Origin of the sequence: Rathayibacter sp. Leaf299 (assembly GCF_001423055.1) — a bacterium.
Taxonomy (GTDB): domain Bacteria; phylum Actinomycetota; class Actinomycetes; order Actinomycetales; family Microbacteriaceae; genus Rathayibacter; species Rathayibacter caricis.
This window is the reverse complement of sequence record NZ_LMNT01000007.1, coordinates 39,186-55,765: the sequence shown is the minus strand read 5'-3', so window position 1 is coordinate 55,765 and position 16,580 is coordinate 39,186. Positions and strand designations below refer to the sequence as shown.

Sequence of the window (16,580 nt, the reverse complement as noted above, 5' to 3'; positions counted from 1 at the left end):
GATCCTCTGCGGTGAGTGCGGTTCCCCGGTGGCGACGCACGCGACCCGCGGGACGTCCGGTCCGACCGCGTCCGGGGACACGACGGTCCTCGATCCGTCACGGCGCGCGTGGCTGCCGGGCCTGGCGCCCGGGCGGCACCGACGGCCGGCCCCGGGAGCACCTCTCGCACCGCCGGCGCAGGGGCTCGTCCGGCTGAGCTTCGCCACCGGGCACCACGCCATCGTCACCGGCACGGGTCTCGTCGGCCGGCAGCCGCTGCCGGATCCGGGTGAGACCGTCCGTCACATCCTCGCGATCCCCGATGAGACGAGGTCGCTGTCGAAGACCCACCTCGAGTTCGGCTTCGACGAGGTCGGGCTCTGGGTGAGGGACCGCTGGTCGGCGAACGGCACGGTCCTCGTCGCTCCCGCCCAGGCACCGCTGCCGTTGGAGGCGGGGCGCCGCTACCGCGCCAAGATCGGCAGCCGACTGCTGCTCTCCTCCGTCGAGATGGCGGTCGAGCGGGTGGACGGCTCCTCCACAGGCTCCGGGCGACCGCCGATCCTCCGCTGACGCTCCACGGGCGTGCGTCCTCCGTTCTGATGGGGGGATGAACCACCTCCCCGAGCTCTCCGCGCCCCGACCGCCCGCTCCCGCGCCGCGTCCGCCGTTCCCGTGGATCGCTGCTCTCGCCCCGGTCGTGTAGGCGGCGGTCCTGTTCGCGGTGACGCGGTCGCCGACGGTGCTGGCGTTCGCCGCGCTGGGGCCGGTCGTCGTCATCGCCTCCTCCCTCGACGCGAAGCGCGTGCGACGCAGAACCGAGCGCGCCGAGGACGAGCGCTACGCGCGGGAGTCCGCCGCCTACGAGGAGGCGCTCGCGCAGTGGGAGAGGAACCGGCTCGCCGAGCTGCGGGCGGAGGCACCGGACGCGCGGGAGATCCTCCGAGGAGGGCTTCCCGCCGACACCAAGTGGCGGCGACGCGCGGAGGGATTCGCCGTGGTGCTGGGGAGGGGCGTGCTCTCGTCCGGGACCGGTGCGCCGATGGCGGAGGTGCCGCTGCGCACGCCGGCGACCGTGGGGATCGGAGTGGCGGGTCCTCCGGTGCTGACCCGCGCCTTCGCGCGGGGGCTCCTGATCCAGGCACTGGAGCTCGTCCCACCGGAGGAGCTCGCCGTCGTCCTCCCTCCGGGTCCGGAGTGGGACTGCCTGCGCAGCGCACCCCACGCGCGTGGCGATGCTTCGGGCGCGGTGTGGCGCGTGGTCGAGGTCGACGACGGCGCCGTGGGAAGCGAGAGCGAGCGGCTCGTCGTCCTGGCGAGCCGTTCCTCGGACCTGCCGCCTGCGTGCCGGTGCGTCGTCGAGCTCGGCGGGCCGGGCGGTGATCGGGTCATCGGAAGAGAGGCCGTCGGTCGGACGGAGGACCTGTCGGTCGGCTACGTCTCGATGCAGGAGGCGCGCCGCTACTCCGACGCTCTCGCCGGCGCGAGCTCCGCCGTGAGCGCACGCACTGTTCCGGACACCGTGAGCCTGGTCGAACTAGGGGCACTCCGCCGCGTCGGCGGCGGACCCGGTCTGCCCGTCGTCCTCGGCATCGGCGCGGACGGTCCGGTCGAGGTCGATCTCGTCGCCGACGGACCCCACGCGATCGTCGGAGGGACGACCGGCAGCGGGAAGAGCGAGCTGCTCGTGGCCTGGGTGCTGGCGCTCGCCGCCCGGTACGACCCGGCGGCCGTGACGTTCCTGCTGGCCGACTTCAAGGGCGGCGCGGGATTCGCTCCGCTCGCGGGCGTGCCGCACGTCACCGGAGTCATCACCGACCTCGATCCGCACGGTGCCGACCGCGCCTTCGCGAGCGTCGCGGCGGAGCTGCGGAGGCGGGAGGTGGTCCTGGCCCGTCACGGTGTGCCGGACATCGCACGTCTGCCGCGGGGTGCGCTGGCCCGCCTGGTCGTGGTGGTCGACGAGTGCGCGGTCGTCCTCGAGCGGTCACCGGACCTGCACCGCGCCTTCGCGGACATCGCGGCGCGGGGCCGATCGCTCGGTGTCCACCTCGTGCTGTGCACGCAGCGTCCTATCGGGGTCGTGCGCGACGCCGTGGCGGCGAACTGCGGGCTCCGGATCGCGCTGCGCGTGCACGACGCCGCCGACTCGCGGGCGCTGCTCGGCACGGATGCGGCCGCGAGGATCCCGCACGCCTCTCCGGGGCGCTGCGTCGTGTCCGCCGGTGGACGACGGACGCTCGTGCAGACCGCGCTCGCGGGGCCGGGAGACGTCCCACTCGCTATCGCGGCCGGCGACGCCGACGTGCCGGTCCACCGGCCGTGGCTCGATCCTCTTCCCTCGCATCTCGGCGTCCCGCCCGACGACCGCGCCGGTCTGCTGCTGGGTGTCGTCGACCGGCCGACCGAGCAGACCCAGGAGGCGGTCGTCCTGACTCGCCCCTTCCTTCTCGTGCTCGGCGCGGCCGGAACGGGCCGCACGAGCACTCTGCGGATGCTCGCCGAGCAGCTCGGCGCTCCTCCGGTGCTCGGTGCCGAGGACGCCGAGGAGATCTGGGACGAGGTGGTGTCCGATCGAGGGGGAGAGGCGCCCCTGCTGCTCGACGACCTGGACCTGCTGCTGCGTCGATGCTCGGACGAGGAGCGGCGCCGTCTGCTCGATTCGCTGCAGACCGCCGTGCGGGCGGGGCGGCGGCGGATCGTCGTCTCCGCGAGACGGACCACCGACGGGATCGCCGCGCTCCGCGACGGAGTCGACGACGTGCTGCTGCTGAGGGCTGCGAGCAGACAGGACCATCAGCTGCTCGCCGTCGACGGTGAGCCGTTCCGCTCCGAGCTCCCTCCGGGCGGGGGATGGTGGCACGGGGACCGGCTGCAGGTCTTCGAGTGCAGCCGGCCGACTCTCGCGCGTGAGCGGCGCCTCCCTCCTCCGCTACCGGTCGGTGCCGCCCGGGTGGCGATCCTCACGAACTCGGCGAGAGCGCTCCGCACGATGCTGGACGGTACGGCTCCCGTGCTCTCCGTCGAGGAGGCGCTCGCCGCGGACGGCGGGGAGCGCTCCTCGGTCATCCTCGGGACGGTCGCCGAGTGGGCGACCGCCCGAGGACTGCTCGCCGGGATCCGCAGGGACGGGGCCGTCGTGCTGGACGTGCCGCCGCTCGAGGCGCGGATCGTCCTCGGCCCGCTGCCGGTCGCTCCGCTCTGCACGCCCGGCAGCCTCGTGCTCGAGGAGGGCGGACGGTTACGGCGGTCGCGGTGGCCCGACAGCTCGAGGAACGAGGCGGCGACTTCGGGAATCCGTGGTCTGAAGGACGTATGAGCGCGGAATTCGTGACGATCATGTTTCCGAATGCCCGATTCCGTCCGTCGCGCGTCGACAGGCCGATCGGTGCTGTGCCAGTATTTCCCCACGTTCACGCCGGTGAGCACGCGCACCGACGAAGTCAGGAGCCGCAGCCATGACCCGTCCCCTCCCGAGGGATCCCGTCCTCCGCGAGGCGATCGCCGTCGCCCGCTCCCGGGAGCGCGAGCGGCGCGCGATGCTGTCACGGCGTGCCGTCCTCGGCGGACTGGGGCTCGGAGCGGGCGCGCTCGCTCTCGCCGCCTGCGCGCCGGTCAGCCGACCGGCTCCCACCGCGGCCGCCGACGGATCGGCCGCCGACCCGAGACTGGTCTGGGACAACTGGCCCGCCTACCTCGACGAGGACGACGACGGCGCCTACCCGACGCTGCTGGCCTTCGAGGAGCAGTCCGGGATCTCGGTCACCTACAACGTGGCGGTCGATGACAACAACTCCTACTACGGCAAGGTCAAGGACCAGCTGGCCCTCGGCCAGTACATCGGTGCCGACACGGTGTGCCTGACCGAGTGGATGGTCTCGCGGCTCGTCCGGCGCGGCTTCGTCCAGGAGCTCGACCACGCCAACATCCCGAACATCGCCAATCTGAGCGCCTCGCTCGCCAACCCCGACTTCGATCCGGGCCGTCGGCTCTCGCTGCCGTGGCAGGCGGGGTTCGCGGGGATCTGCTGGAACAAGGAGAAGCTGCCGGACGGACTGCGCAGCGTCGACGACCTGTGGGATCCGGAGCTGCGCGGACGCGTCGGCGTGCTGAGCGAGATGCGGGACACGATCGGACTCATCATGCAGGCCCAGGGCACGGACATCGCCGGGACCTGGGGCGACGACGAGTTCATGAACGCGATCGACGTCTTCCGCAAGCAGGTCGACGACGGCCAGATCCGCAACATCAAGGGCAACGCCTACCTCAACGACCTGCAGAACGAGGACACCCTGGCGGCGATCTGCTGGTCGGGCGACATCACGCTCATCAACGCGGAGGCGGGCGACAAGTGGGAGTTCGCTCTCCCCGACTCCGGCGGCACGCTCTGGAACGACACGTTCGTCGTGCCGATGGGCTCGAAGCGGAAGGCCAACGCGGAAGCCCTCATGAACTACTACTACGAGCCGGAGGTCGCCGCCGAGGTGGCCGCCTGGGTCAACTACATCACCCCCGTCGACGGAGCGAAGGACGCCATGGAGAGCATCGACCCGGAGCTGGCCGAGAACCAGCTGATCTTCCCCGACGAGCAGACGCTGTCGCAGGCGCACGTGTTCCGGACGCTCACGGCGTCGGAGGAGAAGGACTACCAGGCGGAGTTCCAGAAAGTGCTGCTGGGCATCTGATGGCGACGGGAACCTTCGCCGAGAGCGGCGCCGACCTCCAGCTGGTCGGGATCAGCAAGCAGTACCCCGGATTCACCGCCATCGACTCGCTCGATCTCACCATCCCCGCCGGCTCGTTCTTCGCGCTGCTCGGCCCCTCGGGCTGCGGGAAGACCACGACGCTCCGACTCGTCGCGGGGCTCGAGGAGCCCTCCGCCGGCCGGATCCTCATCGGCGGGGAGGACGTCACGGCGACGAAGACCTACCAGCGCCCGGTCAACACCGTGTTCCAGTCGTACGCGCTGTTCCCGCACATGTCGATCCTCGAGAACGTCGCCTTCGGGCTCAAGCGCCGGAAGATCGACGACCCCGTCGGCAAGGCGCACGAGGCGCTGCGACTGGTCGAGCTCGACCATCTCGCGCAGCGCCGCCCGGCCTCCCTCTCGGGCGGGCAGCAGCAGCGGGTCGCCCTCGCCCGGGCCATCGTCAACCGTCCGGCACTCCTCCTGCTCGACGAACCGCTCGGAGCCCTCGATCTCAAGCTCCGGCGGCAGATGCAGCTCGAGCTCAAGTCGATCCAGGAGGAGGTCGGCCTGACCTTCCTCCACGTCACGCACGACCAGGAGGAGGCCATGACCATGGCCGACACCGTCGCGGTGATGAACAAGGGCCGCATCGAGCAGATGGGCGCTCCGGAGGAGCTCTACGAGCTGCCGCGCACGGCGTTCGTCGCGAACTTCCTCGGCCAGTCCAACCTGTTCACCGGCGAGGTCGTGGGCTCGACCGACCGCGCTCTCACGGTCGAGGCGGGCGGTCACCGCATCACCGTCCCGGCGGCCCGGTCCGCGCGCACGAGCGGCGAGGTCACGATCGGCATCCGTCCTGAGAAGCTGCTGCTGCTCACCGAGGCGCCGGGGGACCTCCCCGACCGGAACGTGCTCGGGCCCGGTGTCGTCGTCGACGTGTCCTTCAGCGGCGTCAGCACCCAGTACACCCTCCAGATCCCCGGCCTCGGTCCCGTCGTCGTGTTCGCGCAGAACATGGTGTTCGGCCCGGTCGTAGGGGAGGGAGCGCAGGTCTGGGTGAGCTGGAGCACCGAGCACGGCTTCGGCCTCGCCGACGAGCCCGGCTCCGTGCCGCGCTTCGACGCCGACGACTCGACCCGCGCGATCGCGCTGCAGAAGCGCGGCCTGCTCGCCGGGCGAGCGGGAGCGTAGGGATGGCCTTCGCCGCGTTCGCGTCCGGACCCGCGAATCCGCTGGACGCGCCGGTCCGCAAGCGCTCGACCCTCGCGCTGGTCCTGCTGCTGCCGGGCATCGCGTACATGCTGCTGTTCTTCCTCGCGCCGCTGATCTCCCTGGTGCTCACATCGTTCCAGGCCGAGATCCCGGACGGCGACATCGGCGAGTACGCCCCCGGGTTCGCGTGGCAGAACTACCTCGTGGTGATGGCCGACTACTGGCCCCACGCGCTGCGGTCCTTCGGGTACGCCCTGATCGCGACGGTCCTCGCCCTCGTCATCAGCTACCCGCTCGCGTACTTCATCGGCGTCAAGGCGCGGCCGTGGCCGCTGCTGCAGAACCTGCTGCTGACCCTCGTCATCGCCCCGTTCTTCATCAGCTTCCTGCTGCGGACCCTTGCGTGGAAGCAGATCCTGGCGGACGAGAGCCCGCTCGTGCAGGGGCTCAAGGCCGTCGCGATCCTCCCGGCCGACGGCCACCTGACCGGGACGCCGATCGCGGTGATCTTCGGCATCACCTACAACTTCATCCCGTTCATGACGCTGCCGCTCTACACCTCGCTCGAGCGGCTCGACGTTCGGTTCCTCGAGGCGGGCTCCGACCTCTACGCCCATCCCGCCTCCGTGTTCTGGAAGGTCACCGTGCCGCTCTCGATGCCGGGCATCGTCTCGGGCACCCTGCTGACCTTCATCCCGGCGGCCGGCGACTACATCAACGCCAGCCGCGACTTCCTCGGATCCTCGCAGACGTCCATGGTGGGCAACGCGATCGAGGCCAACTTCCTCACGCTCGAGAACTACCCCGCTGCGGCGGCGCTCTCGATCGTGCTGATGGCCGTGATCCTCGTCATCGTCGGCTTCTACGTGAAGCGCAGTGGAACGGAGGACCTGCTGTGACCGCTACCGCCGATCGGCCCGTCGCCAGCGCGCAGGAAGCCCTCGGGGCCCCGGCGCCGGCGCCCGTGCGAGGCCCGCGCCGATTCACGGGACTGGGCCTGGGCGTCTACACCGCCCTCGCGCTGATCTTCCTGCTCATCCCCATCGGCTACACCTTCGTGTTCTCGTTCAACGACTCCGTGAAGAGCAACATCGCCTGGCGCGGGTTCACCTTCGACAAGTGGATCTCGGCGTGGACGAGCGAGGAGGTGATGACCGCCTTCGGCAACAGCCTGCTCGTGGGGGCGGTTGCGACCGTGCTCGCGACGGCGCTGGGCACGATGATCGCCATCGCGCTCGTGCGCTTCCGGTTCCGGTACCGGTCCGCGATCAGCCTGCTCCTGTTCCTGCCGATGGCGACCCCGGAGGTCGTCCTCGGTGCGGGACTCGCCGCCCAGTTCCTCACCGTGGGAGCGGAGAAGGGCCTCGTCACGATCATCCTGGCGCACACGATGTTCTGCATCAGCTTCGTGGTGGTGACGGTGAAGGCCCGCGTCGCGAGCCTCGACCCCAAGCTCGAGGAGGCGGGCCGCGATCTCTACGCCTCGCCCGGGCAGGTGTTCTGGCGGATCACGTTCCCGCTGCTGCTCCCCGGGATCCTCGCCGCGGCGCTGCTGTCCTTCGCGCTCAGCTTCGACGACTTCATCATCACGAACTTCAACTCCGGCTCGGTCACGACGTTCCCGAAGTACATCTACATCGCCGCGGCCCGCGGGATCCCGGCGGAGGCGAACGTCATCGCCTCGGCGGTGTTCCTGCTGGCCATCGTGATCGTCGTCGTCACCCAGGTGTCGTCGGCGGCGCGCGCCAAGCGGCTCGCGAAGGAGCAGTGAGAAGCGGCGAGGACGGGCGGCTCAGACGTAGGAGGCGCGGATCGCGCCGACCGGACGTCCGCCGCCCGTGACGACCGGGTTCAGGCGGACGAGCACCTCGTTCGCCGCTGCACGCTCGACCGTGCCCGCCTCGACGAGGAGCTTCAGCGCGACGACCGTCGCCGCGCGCAGGCTGCCGTCCAGGATCTTCAGCGCCACGGTCGTGCCGTCCGGCGAGGCCATGATCAGCACGCCCTCGGCGCCCAGCTTGGCGACGAGTCCGAGCCGCTCGATCACCACGGTGTTGTCGCGCCCCGGTCCGTCGAGCGCCCAGGCGTTCTCGAGGATCGCGTTCGTCAGCACCCCCGCCTGCCGGTAGAGGCCGAACGGCGACGACGGAGAGGAGGAGACGATCCGCGAGATCCCCTTCGCGAGTGCGGTCAGCGGCAGCGCGTGCACGGGTGCGCCGCAGCCGTCGATCGCCGTCCCCGCGATCCGCTCGCCGGTCAGCCGCTCGATCGTGTCGACGATGTGCTGCTGCAGCGGGTGGGTGCGCTCGAGGTAGTCGTCCGTGCTCCAGCCGTTCTGAACGCACGCGAGCAGCATTGCCGCGTGCTTGCCCGAGCAGTTCATGTAGAGCGGGTCCTTCGCCGCACCGGCCCGGAGGAGCTGCGCCCGGCTCGCGGAGTCGCTCGGCCAGTCGGCGGGGCACTGCAGCGCCGTGTGGTCGAGCCCCGCGCGGAAGAGCAGGTTCTGCACCAGGGCGACGTGCTGCGACAGGCCGGCGTGACTCGCCGTCGCGATTACGGCCTCCGCGGCGTTCAGCTCGACCCCGGCGGTCATGACGGCGAGGGCCTGGAAGGGCTTGAGGCAGGAGCGGGGGAGGATCGGCGCCGCCGGGTTCCCGAGGGTCCGGGCGACCCGGCCGTCGCTGTCGAGGAGGACGGCCGAGCCCGCGTGGCGGGATTCGACGAATCCCGAGCGCTCGACGACAGCGAGCTCGACGGACTCCGCGACGGTGAAGGTTCCTGCAGACATCCCCCCATCTTGCCCGACGGCCCGGCACCCCTCGTGCGGGGTCCGGGCCGTCGAGTGCGGAGGAGTCCCGTCAGAGAGTGGCGAAGGCGTCGCGGAGGACCGACACCGCGTCGTCGAGCAGCTCGTCGGTGAGGGCGAGGCTGGGCAGGAAGCGGACCACGTTGCCGTAGGTGCCCGCGCTGAGCACGAGGACGCCGTGCGAGGCCGCGTACTCGGTGATCGCGGTCACGGCCGCCGCGTTCGGGATCTTCGTGGTCGTGGCGGTGCCGGGCAGGACGAGCTCGATCGCCATCATCGCGCCGATCCCGCGCACGTCGCCGATGATGTCGTACTGCTCCTGCAGCTCTCGCAGAGCGGCACCGAGACGGGCGCCGATCCGGTCGGCCTCGGCGAGCAGCCCCTCGCGCTCGATGCGCTCGAAGACGGCGACGGAGGCCGCGGCGGCGACGGGGTTGCCGCCGAAGGTGCCGCCGAGCCCGCCCGCCTGCGCGGAGTCCATGATCTCGGCGCGACCCGTCACTCCGGCCAGCGGTAGCCCGCCCGCGATGCCCTTGGCCGAGAGCACGAGGTCGGGGACGAGGCTGAAGTGCTCGCTCGCGAACCAGGCTCCGGTGCGGGCCATGCCCGACTGGATCTCGTCGGCGACGAAGACGATGCCGTTCGCGGTGCACCACTCCTGCAGTGCCGGGAGGTAGCCCTCGGCGGGCACCATGAATCCACCCTCGCCCTGCACCGGCTCGACGACGAGGCAGGCCAGAGCGGAGGCTCCGACCGTCTTCTCGAGGTAGGAGATCGTGCGCTCGGCCGCCTCGGCGCCGGAGAGACCGTCGTGGTAGGGGTAGGAGCTCGGCGCGCGGTGGATGTCGCTCGCGAAGGGGCCGAAGCCGAGGCCGTAGGGCAGGGCTTTGAAGTTCATGGCCATCGTCAGGTTCGTGCGGCCGTGGTACGCGTGGTCGAGGACCGCCACCCCGGGGCGACCGGTGTGCTTGCGCGCGATCTTGACCGCGTTCTCGACCGCCTCCGCGCCCGAGTTGACCAGGACGGTCTTCTTGGGGAAGTCGCCGGGGGTGTGCTCGCCGAGCAGCTCGGCGACCCGGATGTAGGGCTCGTACGGCGTGACGGTGAAGAGGGTGTGCGTGAGGCGGCCGAGCTGCTTGGTCGCGGCGGCGACGACCGCGTCGTCCGTGTGGCCGATGGTGGTCACTCCGATGCCCGCACCGAGATCGATGAAGCGGTTGCCGTCGACGTCGACCAGGATCGCGCCGTGCGCACGGTCGATGTAGACGGGCAGGGCGGTGCCGACTCCCGTGGGCACCACGGCCAGGCGTCGCTCGTGCAGGGCCCTCGAGCGCGGTCCGGGGATCTCGGTCGAGACGAGCCTCTCCTGGGGGACTGCCGACGTGGGAACCTGGGGGGCGAGCGTGTCTGTCATGGTCCTGCGATCCTACCCGCGGCACTGCCGGGGGCAGGGGTCCAGACCGACGAGACCGGCCCGATCCAGCCAGGGGAAGAAGGAATCCGATGCAGATCGATCACCACTACGCGGTTTCCGTCGTCTGGGACGGCAACCGCGGCACCGGCACCAGCGGGTACCGCGACTACGGGCGGCAGAACACGGTGCGGGCGGAGGGACGCGAGGCGATCGCGGGGTCGGCCGACAAGCCCTTCCGCGGGGACGCCGACCGGTGGAACCCCGAGCAGATGCTGATCGCCGCCCTGGCGCAGTGCCACCTCCTCTCCTATCTCCACGTGGCCGTGAAGAACGGAGTGGTCGTCACCGACTACTCGGACGACGCGGTCGGCCGGATGGTGCAGGAGGGCGACGGAGGGCGGTTCGCCTCGGCGACCCTGCGCCCCCGGGTGACGGTCGCGGACGCATCGATGATCGAGCTGGCGCAGTCGCTGCACGGTGAGGCCGCACGACTGTGCTTCATCGCGAACTCCGTCGCCTTCCCCGTCGCGCACGAACCCGAGACGGTCGCCGCCGGCTGACCGTTCCCGCGGGGCTCAGCGGCGCTCGTGCGGCAGCGCGCGCCGGATGCGCTCGGCCGTGGTCGTCGGCGGCGACTCGTTGTAGACGCCGGCCGCTTCCTGCCCCGAGAGGGCGTGGATCGCGGTCATGACCTCGTCCGTGGCGTGCCGGCGGGCGCGACCGGAGTCGGCGGAGCCGTGCCGCGAGAGGTCGAGCGCGTCTCCGAAGCGCACCGTGATGCGGTGCAGGCGCGGGATCACCGATCCGACGGGCTGCAGCTCCTGAGTGCCGATCAGCCCGACCGGAACCACGCGGGCGCCGGTCGTCAGCGCGAGCCACGCCACTCCCGTGCGGCCCCGGTAGAGCCGGCCGTCGCGCGAGCGGGTGCCCTCGGGGTAGACGGCGAACGCCTCGTCGCGCTCGAGGATCGCGCGCCCGAGGTCGAGCGCCTCCTGCGCTGCCTGTCCGGCCCCGCGCTCGACCGGGACGGCGCCGACCGCCGTGAAGAAGGACCGGGAGAGTGCGCCGCGGGGTCCGGTGCCGGTGAAGTAGTCGGCCTTCGCGAGGAACTGCACCGGGCGCGGCGCGAGGAGCGTCAGCACGGGGGAGTCGATGAACGACAGATGGTTGGCGGCGAGGATCACGCGGCCCGTCAGCGGAACGTTGTCGCGCCCCTCGACGATCGGGCGGTAGACCACGCGGCCGACCCCGCCGATCGCGAAGCGGGCGAACCTCGCCGAGAGGCCGATGCCGGGTGGGGTCGGCGCGTCGTGGTCGTCGTCGGTCCGCATCCGCCCGACAGTACCGGCGGTCGCATGCCCCGCCGGTCATGCGCGCGACCGGCGGAAGGGGAGGCTCAGCCGAGCTGCGCGAGCGCCTCCTCGATGACCGACATCGCGTCGTCGATGAGCTCCTCGCTGATGACGACGCTGGGCATGATGCGCAGGACGCTGTCCCAGCTGCCCGCGTCGAGCGGGATGACGCCGTTCGCGGTCGCGTGCTTCAGGACCGCGGTGAGCGCCTCCGGATTCTGCTTCTTCGTGCCGGGGTGGACGAGCTCGACGCCGAACATGGCACCCTTGCCGCGCACCTCGCCGACGACCGGGAAGCGCTCGGCCCAGTCGCCGGTGCGCGCCCACAGCGCGCGCTCCACGCGCTGCGCCTCCTCGAGCAGGCCCTCGGTCTCGATGGCCTCGAAGGTCGCGAGCGCCGCCGCCGTCGAGACGGGGTTGCCGCCGAAGGTGCCGCCGATGCCGCCGGGCTGCACGGCGTCCATGATCTCGGCGCGACCGGTGACGGCCGCGAGCGGGAAGCCGCCCGCGATGCCCTTGGCGGTCGTGATCAGGTCCGGGACGACTCCGTGGTGCTCGATGGAGTACCACGCGCCGGTGCGGGCGATGCCGGCCTGGATCTCGTCGGCGACGAAGACGATGCCGTTCTCGGTGCAGAACTCGGAGAGGCGCTGGAAGTAGCCGGGCGCCGGGATGATGATGCCGCCGTCGCCCTGGATGGGCTCGACGAACAGCGCCGCGAGCTCCTGCGCGCCGATGTGCGTGCGGATGTAGTCGATCGAGCGCTCGGCCGCCTCCTCGCCCGTCATGCCCTCGGGGTCGCGGAACGGGTAGCTGATCGGGAGGCTGTAGATCTCGCCGGGGAAGGGGCCCATGCCGGCGCGCTCGGGCCAGGGGCGGTAGGTCATCGCCATGGTGAGGTTCGTGCGGCCGTGGAAGGCGTGGTCGAGCGAGGCGATCGCGCGGCGGCCGGTGTACTTGCGGGCGATCTTCACGGCGTTCTCGACGGCCTCGGCGCCGGAGTTCACGAGGATCGAGCGCTTCTCGAAGTCGCCGGGGGTGATCTCGGCGAGCTTCTCGGCGACCCGGACGTAGTTCTCGTAGGGGGTCACCGTGAAGAGCGTGTGGGTGAGCTTCTCGGCCTGGGCGGCGGCCGCGGCGGCCACCGCGGGGTGCGCGTGACCGATCGTCGTGACTCCGATGCCGCAGCCGAGGTCGATGAGGCGGTTGCCGTCGACGTCGACCAGGACGGCGCCCGAGGCGTGGTCCATGTAGATGTTCGCCAGGGTGCCCGCACCGCGCGAGACGCTCGCGACGCGACGCTCCTGCAGGGCGATCGAGCGCGGGCCGGGGAGCTCGGTGACGAGCGCGCGGGACTGGGGGACCGAGAATTCACGCATGCCCCAATCGTAGGCGGCGCTCCCGCGGGGGCGCTCCGACGCTCCGCGCCCAGGTCGTCCAGAGGCGCGTGGCGGACCATGGAGGCATCCCCGAACGTCGTCCGGCAGTACCGGACAGGAAAGGCACCCCGTGCGCAGAGCATTCGCGATCCTCGCCGTCGTCGGCGCGACCCTGGGCCTGACGGCCTGCACCGGCGGTGCGGAGGAGGCGGCGCCGAGCGCGTCGCCCACTCCGTTGACCTGCGTGTCGGAGGGGGACGCCTCGGCGGCCGTCGAGACGAGCGGCGACTTCGCGACGAAGCCGGTCACCGTCTTCCCCTCGCCGCTGAGCGTCGACGAGACCGAGCGCACGACCGCGATCGAGGGCACCGGCGACGAGGTCGAGGAGGGCGACACCGTCCTGGTCGACTACACCCTCTACAACGCGACGAGCGGAGCCGAGTTCTCGGCGAGCACCTACGCCTCCGGTGGCCGCGCCGCGTTCGCCGTCGACACCGACCAGTACCTCTCGGGCCTCGTGAAGGCCGTGAACTGCGCGACCGTCGGCTCGCGGGTCGTGGCCGTGGTGCCTCCGGCGGACGCCTTCGGCGACGCGGGCAGCGCCGACTTCGGCGTCGGGGCCGACGACTCGATCGTCATGGTGATCGACGTCGAGGCGATCGTCCCGACCACCGCGACCGGGGCCCCGCAGCCGCCGGTCGACGGCCTGCCCACCGTCGAGCTCGCCGAGGACGGCACCCCGACCGTCACGATCCCCGAGACCGACCCGCCGACCGAGTTGCAGCTGGGCGTCCTGAAGAAGGGCGACGGCCAGGTGGTCGCCGACGGCGACAGCCTGATCGTGCAGTACCAGGGCACCGTCTGGGGCACCGGCGAGGTGTTCGACCAGAGCTGGGGGACCGGCACGCCCGCCTCCTTCGGCACCGGCGACGTGATCGAGGGCTTCAAGGCGGCGCTCGTCGGGCAGACCGTCGGCTCGCAGGTGCTCGTCGTGATCCCGCCGGCCCAGGGCTACGGAGAGGCGGGCAACGCGAACGCCGGCATCTCCGGCACCGACACCCTCGTCTTCGTGATCGACATCCTCGCGGTGAGCTGACCCGGGAGCGGCTCTGCGCGCCGTGCCAGGATGGGCGGATGCGCAGGGTCATCATCCTCGGCTCGACCGGGTCCATCGGCACGCAGGCCCTCGACGTCATCGGGGCGAATCGCGACCGCTTCGAGGTGGTCGGCCTCGCCGCAGGCTCCCAAAGGGAGGCGGTGGCCGAGCAGGCCCGGGCGTTCGGCGTCGAGCACACCGCGTTCGGCGCGGACGAGGCGGAGCAGCTCGTCCGGAGCGTCGACGCCGACGTCGTGCTGAACGGCATCACCGGCTCGGTCGGGCTCGGCCCGACCCTCGCCGCGCTCGAGGAGGGGCGGAGCCTCGCCCTGGCCAACAAGGAGTCGCTGATCGTCGGCGGCGAGCTGGTCACCTCGCTCGCGGCCCCCGGTCAGATCGTGCCGGTCGACTCCGAGCACTCGGCGATCGCGCAGGCCCTTCTGGCGGGCGAGCACCGGGAGGTCCGCCGCCTGGTCCTCACCGCATCCGGCGGGCCGTTCCGCGGGCGCGACCGCTCCTCCCTCCGGGACGTGACCCCCGCCGAGGCGCTCGCGCACCCGACCTGGGACATGGGACTCGTCGTCACGACGAACTCGTCGACGCTCGTCAACAAGGGCCTCGAGGTCATCGAGGCGCACCTGCTCTTCGACATCCCCTACGAGCGGATCGACGTGACCGTGCACCCCCAGTCGGTCGTGCACTCGATGGTCGAGTACGTCGACGGCTCGACGCTCGCCCAGGCGTCGCCGCCGGACATGCGGCTGCCGATCTCCCTCGGCCTCGACTGGCCGCACCGCGTCGCAGGAGTCGGTGTGCCGCTGGACTGGACCCGCTCGCACACCTGGACCTTCGAGCCGCTCGACGAGGAGGCGTTCCCCTCCATCCGCCTCGCGAAGAAGGTCGGCGTCGCCGGGGCGTCGTACCCGGCCGTCTTCAACGCGGCGAACGAGCAGGCGGTGCAGGCGTTCCACGCGGGCCGGATCGGCTACCTCGACATCCTCGCGACGGTGGAGGCCGTCGTCGACGCGCACTCCGTCGACGGGGCGCTGACGAGGGAGTCGCTCGCCGCGGCGGAGACCTGGGCGCGGCGAGCGGCCGACGCGAGGATCGCCGCCGCCTGACCCGAGTCGGGCGCGCTGCCCGACTCATCGGGATCGTGCAGGCGCACCCCAGCGTGCACGCGTCGCTCCGGCCTACAGTGATGCGGTGGAATCCGTGCTGCTCTTCGTCCTCGGCGTCGTCATCATCGCCGTGGGCGTCGCCCTCTCGATCGCCCTGCACGAGGTGGGGCACCTCGTGCCGGCCAAGCTCTTCGGGGTGAAGGTCACGCAGTACATGATCGGCTTCGGCAGGACGATCTACTCGCGCCGCCGCGGCGAGACGGAGTACGGGATCAAGGCCCTGCCGCTCGGCGGCTACATCGCGATGATCGGCATGTACCCGCCGAAGCACCCCGGCGACCGGGTCGCGGAGTCGAGCACCGGCTTCTTCAACGGGCTGAACGGCAACGAGTCCGCACCCGAACCGCGACGCGGCGCCTACTCGACGATGATCGACGAGGCGCGGGCCGCCAGCGCCGAGACCATCGGCGAGGGGGAGGAGCACCGCGCCTTCTACCGCCTCCCGGTCTGGAAGCGGGTGATCGTGATGTTCGGCGGCCCCTTCATGAACCTCCTCATCGCGACCGTCCTCTTCACCGTGCTGCTGTGCGGCATCGGAGTGGCCCAGAACACCTCGACGATCTCCACCGTCTCGCAGTGCGTCGTCCCCGCTTCCCAGTCCAGCGCGGAGACCTGCTCGCCCGACGACCCGCTGGCTCCGGGCGCCGCGGCGGGGCTCCTTCCGGGTGACAGGATCGTCTCGATCGACGGCACCGCGGTCTCCTCCTGGGACGACCTGACCCCGATCATCCGCGAGTCGGCCGGCACGCCCCTCGCCGTGGAGATCGACCGGGACGGCACGAGCCTCACCCTCTCGATCACCCCCGCCGAGAACGAGGTGGCCGTGCTGGACGACGCGGGCAGCCCCGTGCTCGACTCCTCGGGAGCCGTCCGGACGCAGACCGTCGGCTTCATCGGCATCTCGCCAGCGCAGGCGCTGGTCCAGCAGCCGATCACCGCGGTCCCGGAGACCGTCGGGCAGAACGTCGCGAGCGTCGCCGGCGTGATCCTCAACCTGCCGCAGCGGCTGCTCGACGTGGCGCAGGCGGCCTTCGGCCCGGAGGAGCGCGACGCGAACGGGCCGATCAGCGTCGTCGGCGTCGGCCGCATCGCCGGCGAGATCGCCGCCTCCGACCAGCTGCCCGTGGTGTCGAAGGTGCAGACCATGGTGGGCGTGCTCGCCTCGCTCAACGTGGCGCTGTTCGTCTTCAACCTCGTCCCGCTGCTCCCGATGGACGGCGGTCACATCGCCGGAGCCCTCTGGGAGGGGCTGCGCCGACGCACCGCGAAGCTCTTCGGGAAGCGCGACCCGGGCCCGGTGGACATCGCGAAGCTCCTGCCGCTGACCTACGCGGTCGTGCTGCTGCTGGGCGGGATGAGCGCCCTGCTCATCTACGCCGACATCGTGAAGCCGATACGGCTGTTCTGATTCGCACGCCGGTCCCTGCCCGGCGTGCCGCGGTCGGCTTGTCGGGGTGGTTGCGTTCTCGA

At 71.5% G+C, this 16,580-nt stretch carries 14 protein-coding genes; 10 read left to right on the top strand and 4 right to left on the bottom strand.

Annotated elements, in window-relative coordinates; translation table 11 throughout:
* Positions 1-28 precede the first annotated feature (28 nt).
* The 6 genes from ASF48_RS18045 (at position 29) to ASF48_RS18020 (ending at position 7,653) form a co-directional block, all read left to right on the top strand.
* The gene (locus ASF48_RS18045; RefSeq protein ID WP_055794675.1) at positions 29-553 is read left to right on the top strand and encodes a hypothetical protein; all 525 of its coding nucleotides are present in this window, start codon (positions 29-31) and stop codon (positions 551-553) included.
* Positions 554-704: 151 nt separating this feature from the next.
* Entirely contained in the window at positions 705-3,299 is a 2,595-nt protein-coding gene (locus ASF48_RS18040; protein WP_157603244.1) for an FtsK/SpoIIIE domain-containing protein, read from the top strand.
* A 139-nt stretch (positions 3,300-3,438) separates the two neighbouring features.
* Positions 3,439-4,665: an ABC transporter substrate-binding protein gene (locus ASF48_RS18035; RefSeq protein WP_055794671.1), complete on the top strand. Its 1,227-nt coding sequence runs from the start codon at positions 3,439-3,441 to the stop codon at positions 4,663-4,665.
* Entirely contained in the window at positions 4,665-5,861 is a 1,197-nt protein-coding gene (locus tag ASF48_RS18030) for an ABC transporter ATP-binding protein (RefSeq protein WP_055794670.1), read from the top strand. The genes ASF48_RS18035 and ASF48_RS18030 overlap by 1 nt, the downstream gene beginning before the upstream one ends.
* Positions 5,862-5,863: 2 nt before the next feature.
* On the top strand, positions 5,864-6,781 hold the full coding sequence (locus tag ASF48_RS18025; RefSeq protein WP_055794668.1) for an ABC transporter permease: 918 nt from the start codon (positions 5,864-5,866) through the stop codon (positions 6,779-6,781).
* A 92-nt stretch (positions 6,782-6,873) separates the two neighbouring features.
* Complete coding sequence (locus ASF48_RS18020) at positions 6,874-7,653, top strand: ABC transporter permease (protein ID WP_200919693.1); 780 nt, start codon at positions 6,874-6,876, stop codon at positions 7,651-7,653.
* A 21-nt stretch (positions 7,654-7,674) separates the two neighbouring features.
* Here the strand turns inward: ASF48_RS18020 and ASF48_RS18015 are convergent, their stop codons facing one another.
* Positions 7,675-8,670 (bottom strand): asparaginase, encoded by a 996-nt coding sequence (locus ASF48_RS18015; RefSeq protein WP_055794664.1) that lies wholly within the window; start codon positions 8,668-8,670, stop codon positions 7,675-7,677.
* A 70-nt stretch (positions 8,671-8,740) separates the two neighbouring features.
* Positions 8,741-10,102: a 4-aminobutyrate--2-oxoglutarate transaminase gene (gabT, locus tag ASF48_RS18010; protein WP_055794661.1), complete on the bottom strand. Its 1,362-nt coding sequence runs from the start codon at positions 10,100-10,102 to the stop codon at positions 8,741-8,743.
* Positions 10,103-10,191: 89 nt separating this feature from the next.
* Here gabT (ASF48_RS18010) and ASF48_RS18005 point away from each other — a divergent pair, with 89 nt between their 5' ends.
* Complete coding sequence (locus tag ASF48_RS18005; RefSeq protein ID WP_055794660.1) at positions 10,192-10,662, top strand: OsmC family protein; 471 nt, start codon at positions 10,192-10,194, stop codon at positions 10,660-10,662.
* Between the two features lie 15 nt (positions 10,663-10,677).
* Here the strand turns inward: ASF48_RS18005 and ASF48_RS18000 are convergent, their stop codons facing one another.
* Together ASF48_RS18000 and gabT (ASF48_RS17995) are read right to left on the bottom strand one after the other, a co-directional pair.
* Positions 10,678-11,433 (bottom strand): lysophospholipid acyltransferase family protein, encoded by a 756-nt coding sequence (locus ASF48_RS18000; RefSeq protein WP_055794658.1) that lies wholly within the window; start codon positions 11,431-11,433, stop codon positions 10,678-10,680.
* Between the two features lie 65 nt (positions 11,434-11,498).
* Complete coding sequence (gene gabT / locus ASF48_RS17995) at positions 11,499-12,833, bottom strand: 4-aminobutyrate--2-oxoglutarate transaminase (protein WP_055794656.1); 1,335 nt, start codon at positions 12,831-12,833, stop codon at positions 11,499-11,501.
* 130 nt (positions 12,834-12,963) lie between these two features.
* Between gabT (ASF48_RS17995) and ASF48_RS17990 the strand changes: the two genes are divergently transcribed.
* From ASF48_RS17990 to ASF48_RS17980, 3 genes are all read left to right on the top strand, one after another.
* A complete protein-coding gene (locus tag ASF48_RS17990; protein ID WP_055794654.1) occupies positions 12,964-13,929 on the top strand; it encodes an FKBP-type peptidyl-prolyl cis-trans isomerase in 966 nt (321 codons plus the stop codon).
* Positions 13,930-13,967: 38 nt separating this feature from the next.
* Positions 13,968-15,050: a 1-deoxy-D-xylulose-5-phosphate reductoisomerase gene (locus ASF48_RS17985; protein WP_055794652.1), complete on the top strand. Its 1,083-nt coding sequence runs from the start codon at positions 13,968-13,970 to the stop codon at positions 15,048-15,050.
* A gap of 85 nt (positions 15,051-15,135) precedes the next feature.
* Positions 15,136-16,518, top strand: coding sequence for a M50 family metallopeptidase (locus ASF48_RS17980; RefSeq protein ID WP_200931050.1), 1,383 nt, complete (start codon positions 15,136-15,138; stop codon positions 16,516-16,518).
* Positions 16,519-16,580 lie beyond the last annotated feature (62 nt).

Bases quoted from the DNA above. Each gene is read 5' to 3' on its own strand.
- ASF48_RS18005 (WP_055794660.1), top strand. From the start codon at position 10,192: ATGCAGATCGATCACCACTACGCGGTTTCCGTCGTCTGGGACGGCAAC.
- gabT (WP_055794661.1), bottom strand. From the start codon at position 10,102: ATGACAGACACGCTCGCCCCCCAGGTTCCCACGTCGGCAGTCCCCCAG.
- gabT (WP_055794656.1), bottom strand. From the start codon at position 12,833: ATGCGTGAATTCTCGGTCCCCCAGTCCCGCGCGCTCGTCACCGAGCTC.
- ASF48_RS17985 (WP_055794652.1), top strand. From the start codon at position 13,968: ATGCGCAGGGTCATCATCCTCGGCTCGACCGGGTCCATCGGCACGCAG.
- ASF48_RS18015 (WP_055794664.1), bottom strand. From the start codon at position 8,670: ATGTCTGCAGGAACCTTCACCGTCGCGGAGTCCGTCGAGCTCGCTGTC.
- ASF48_RS18025 (WP_055794668.1), top strand. From the start codon at position 5,864: ATGGCCTTCGCCGCGTTCGCGTCCGGACCCGCGAATCCGCTGGACGCG.
- ASF48_RS18035 (WP_055794671.1), top strand. From the start codon at position 3,439: ATGACCCGTCCCCTCCCGAGGGATCCCGTCCTCCGCGAGGCGATCGCC.
- ASF48_RS18000 (WP_055794658.1), bottom strand. From the start codon at position 11,433: ATGCGGACCGACGACGACCACGACGCGCCGACCCCACCCGGCATCGGC.
- ASF48_RS18030 (WP_055794670.1), top strand. From the start codon at position 4,665: ATGGCGACGGGAACCTTCGCCGAGAGCGGCGCCGACCTCCAGCTGGTC.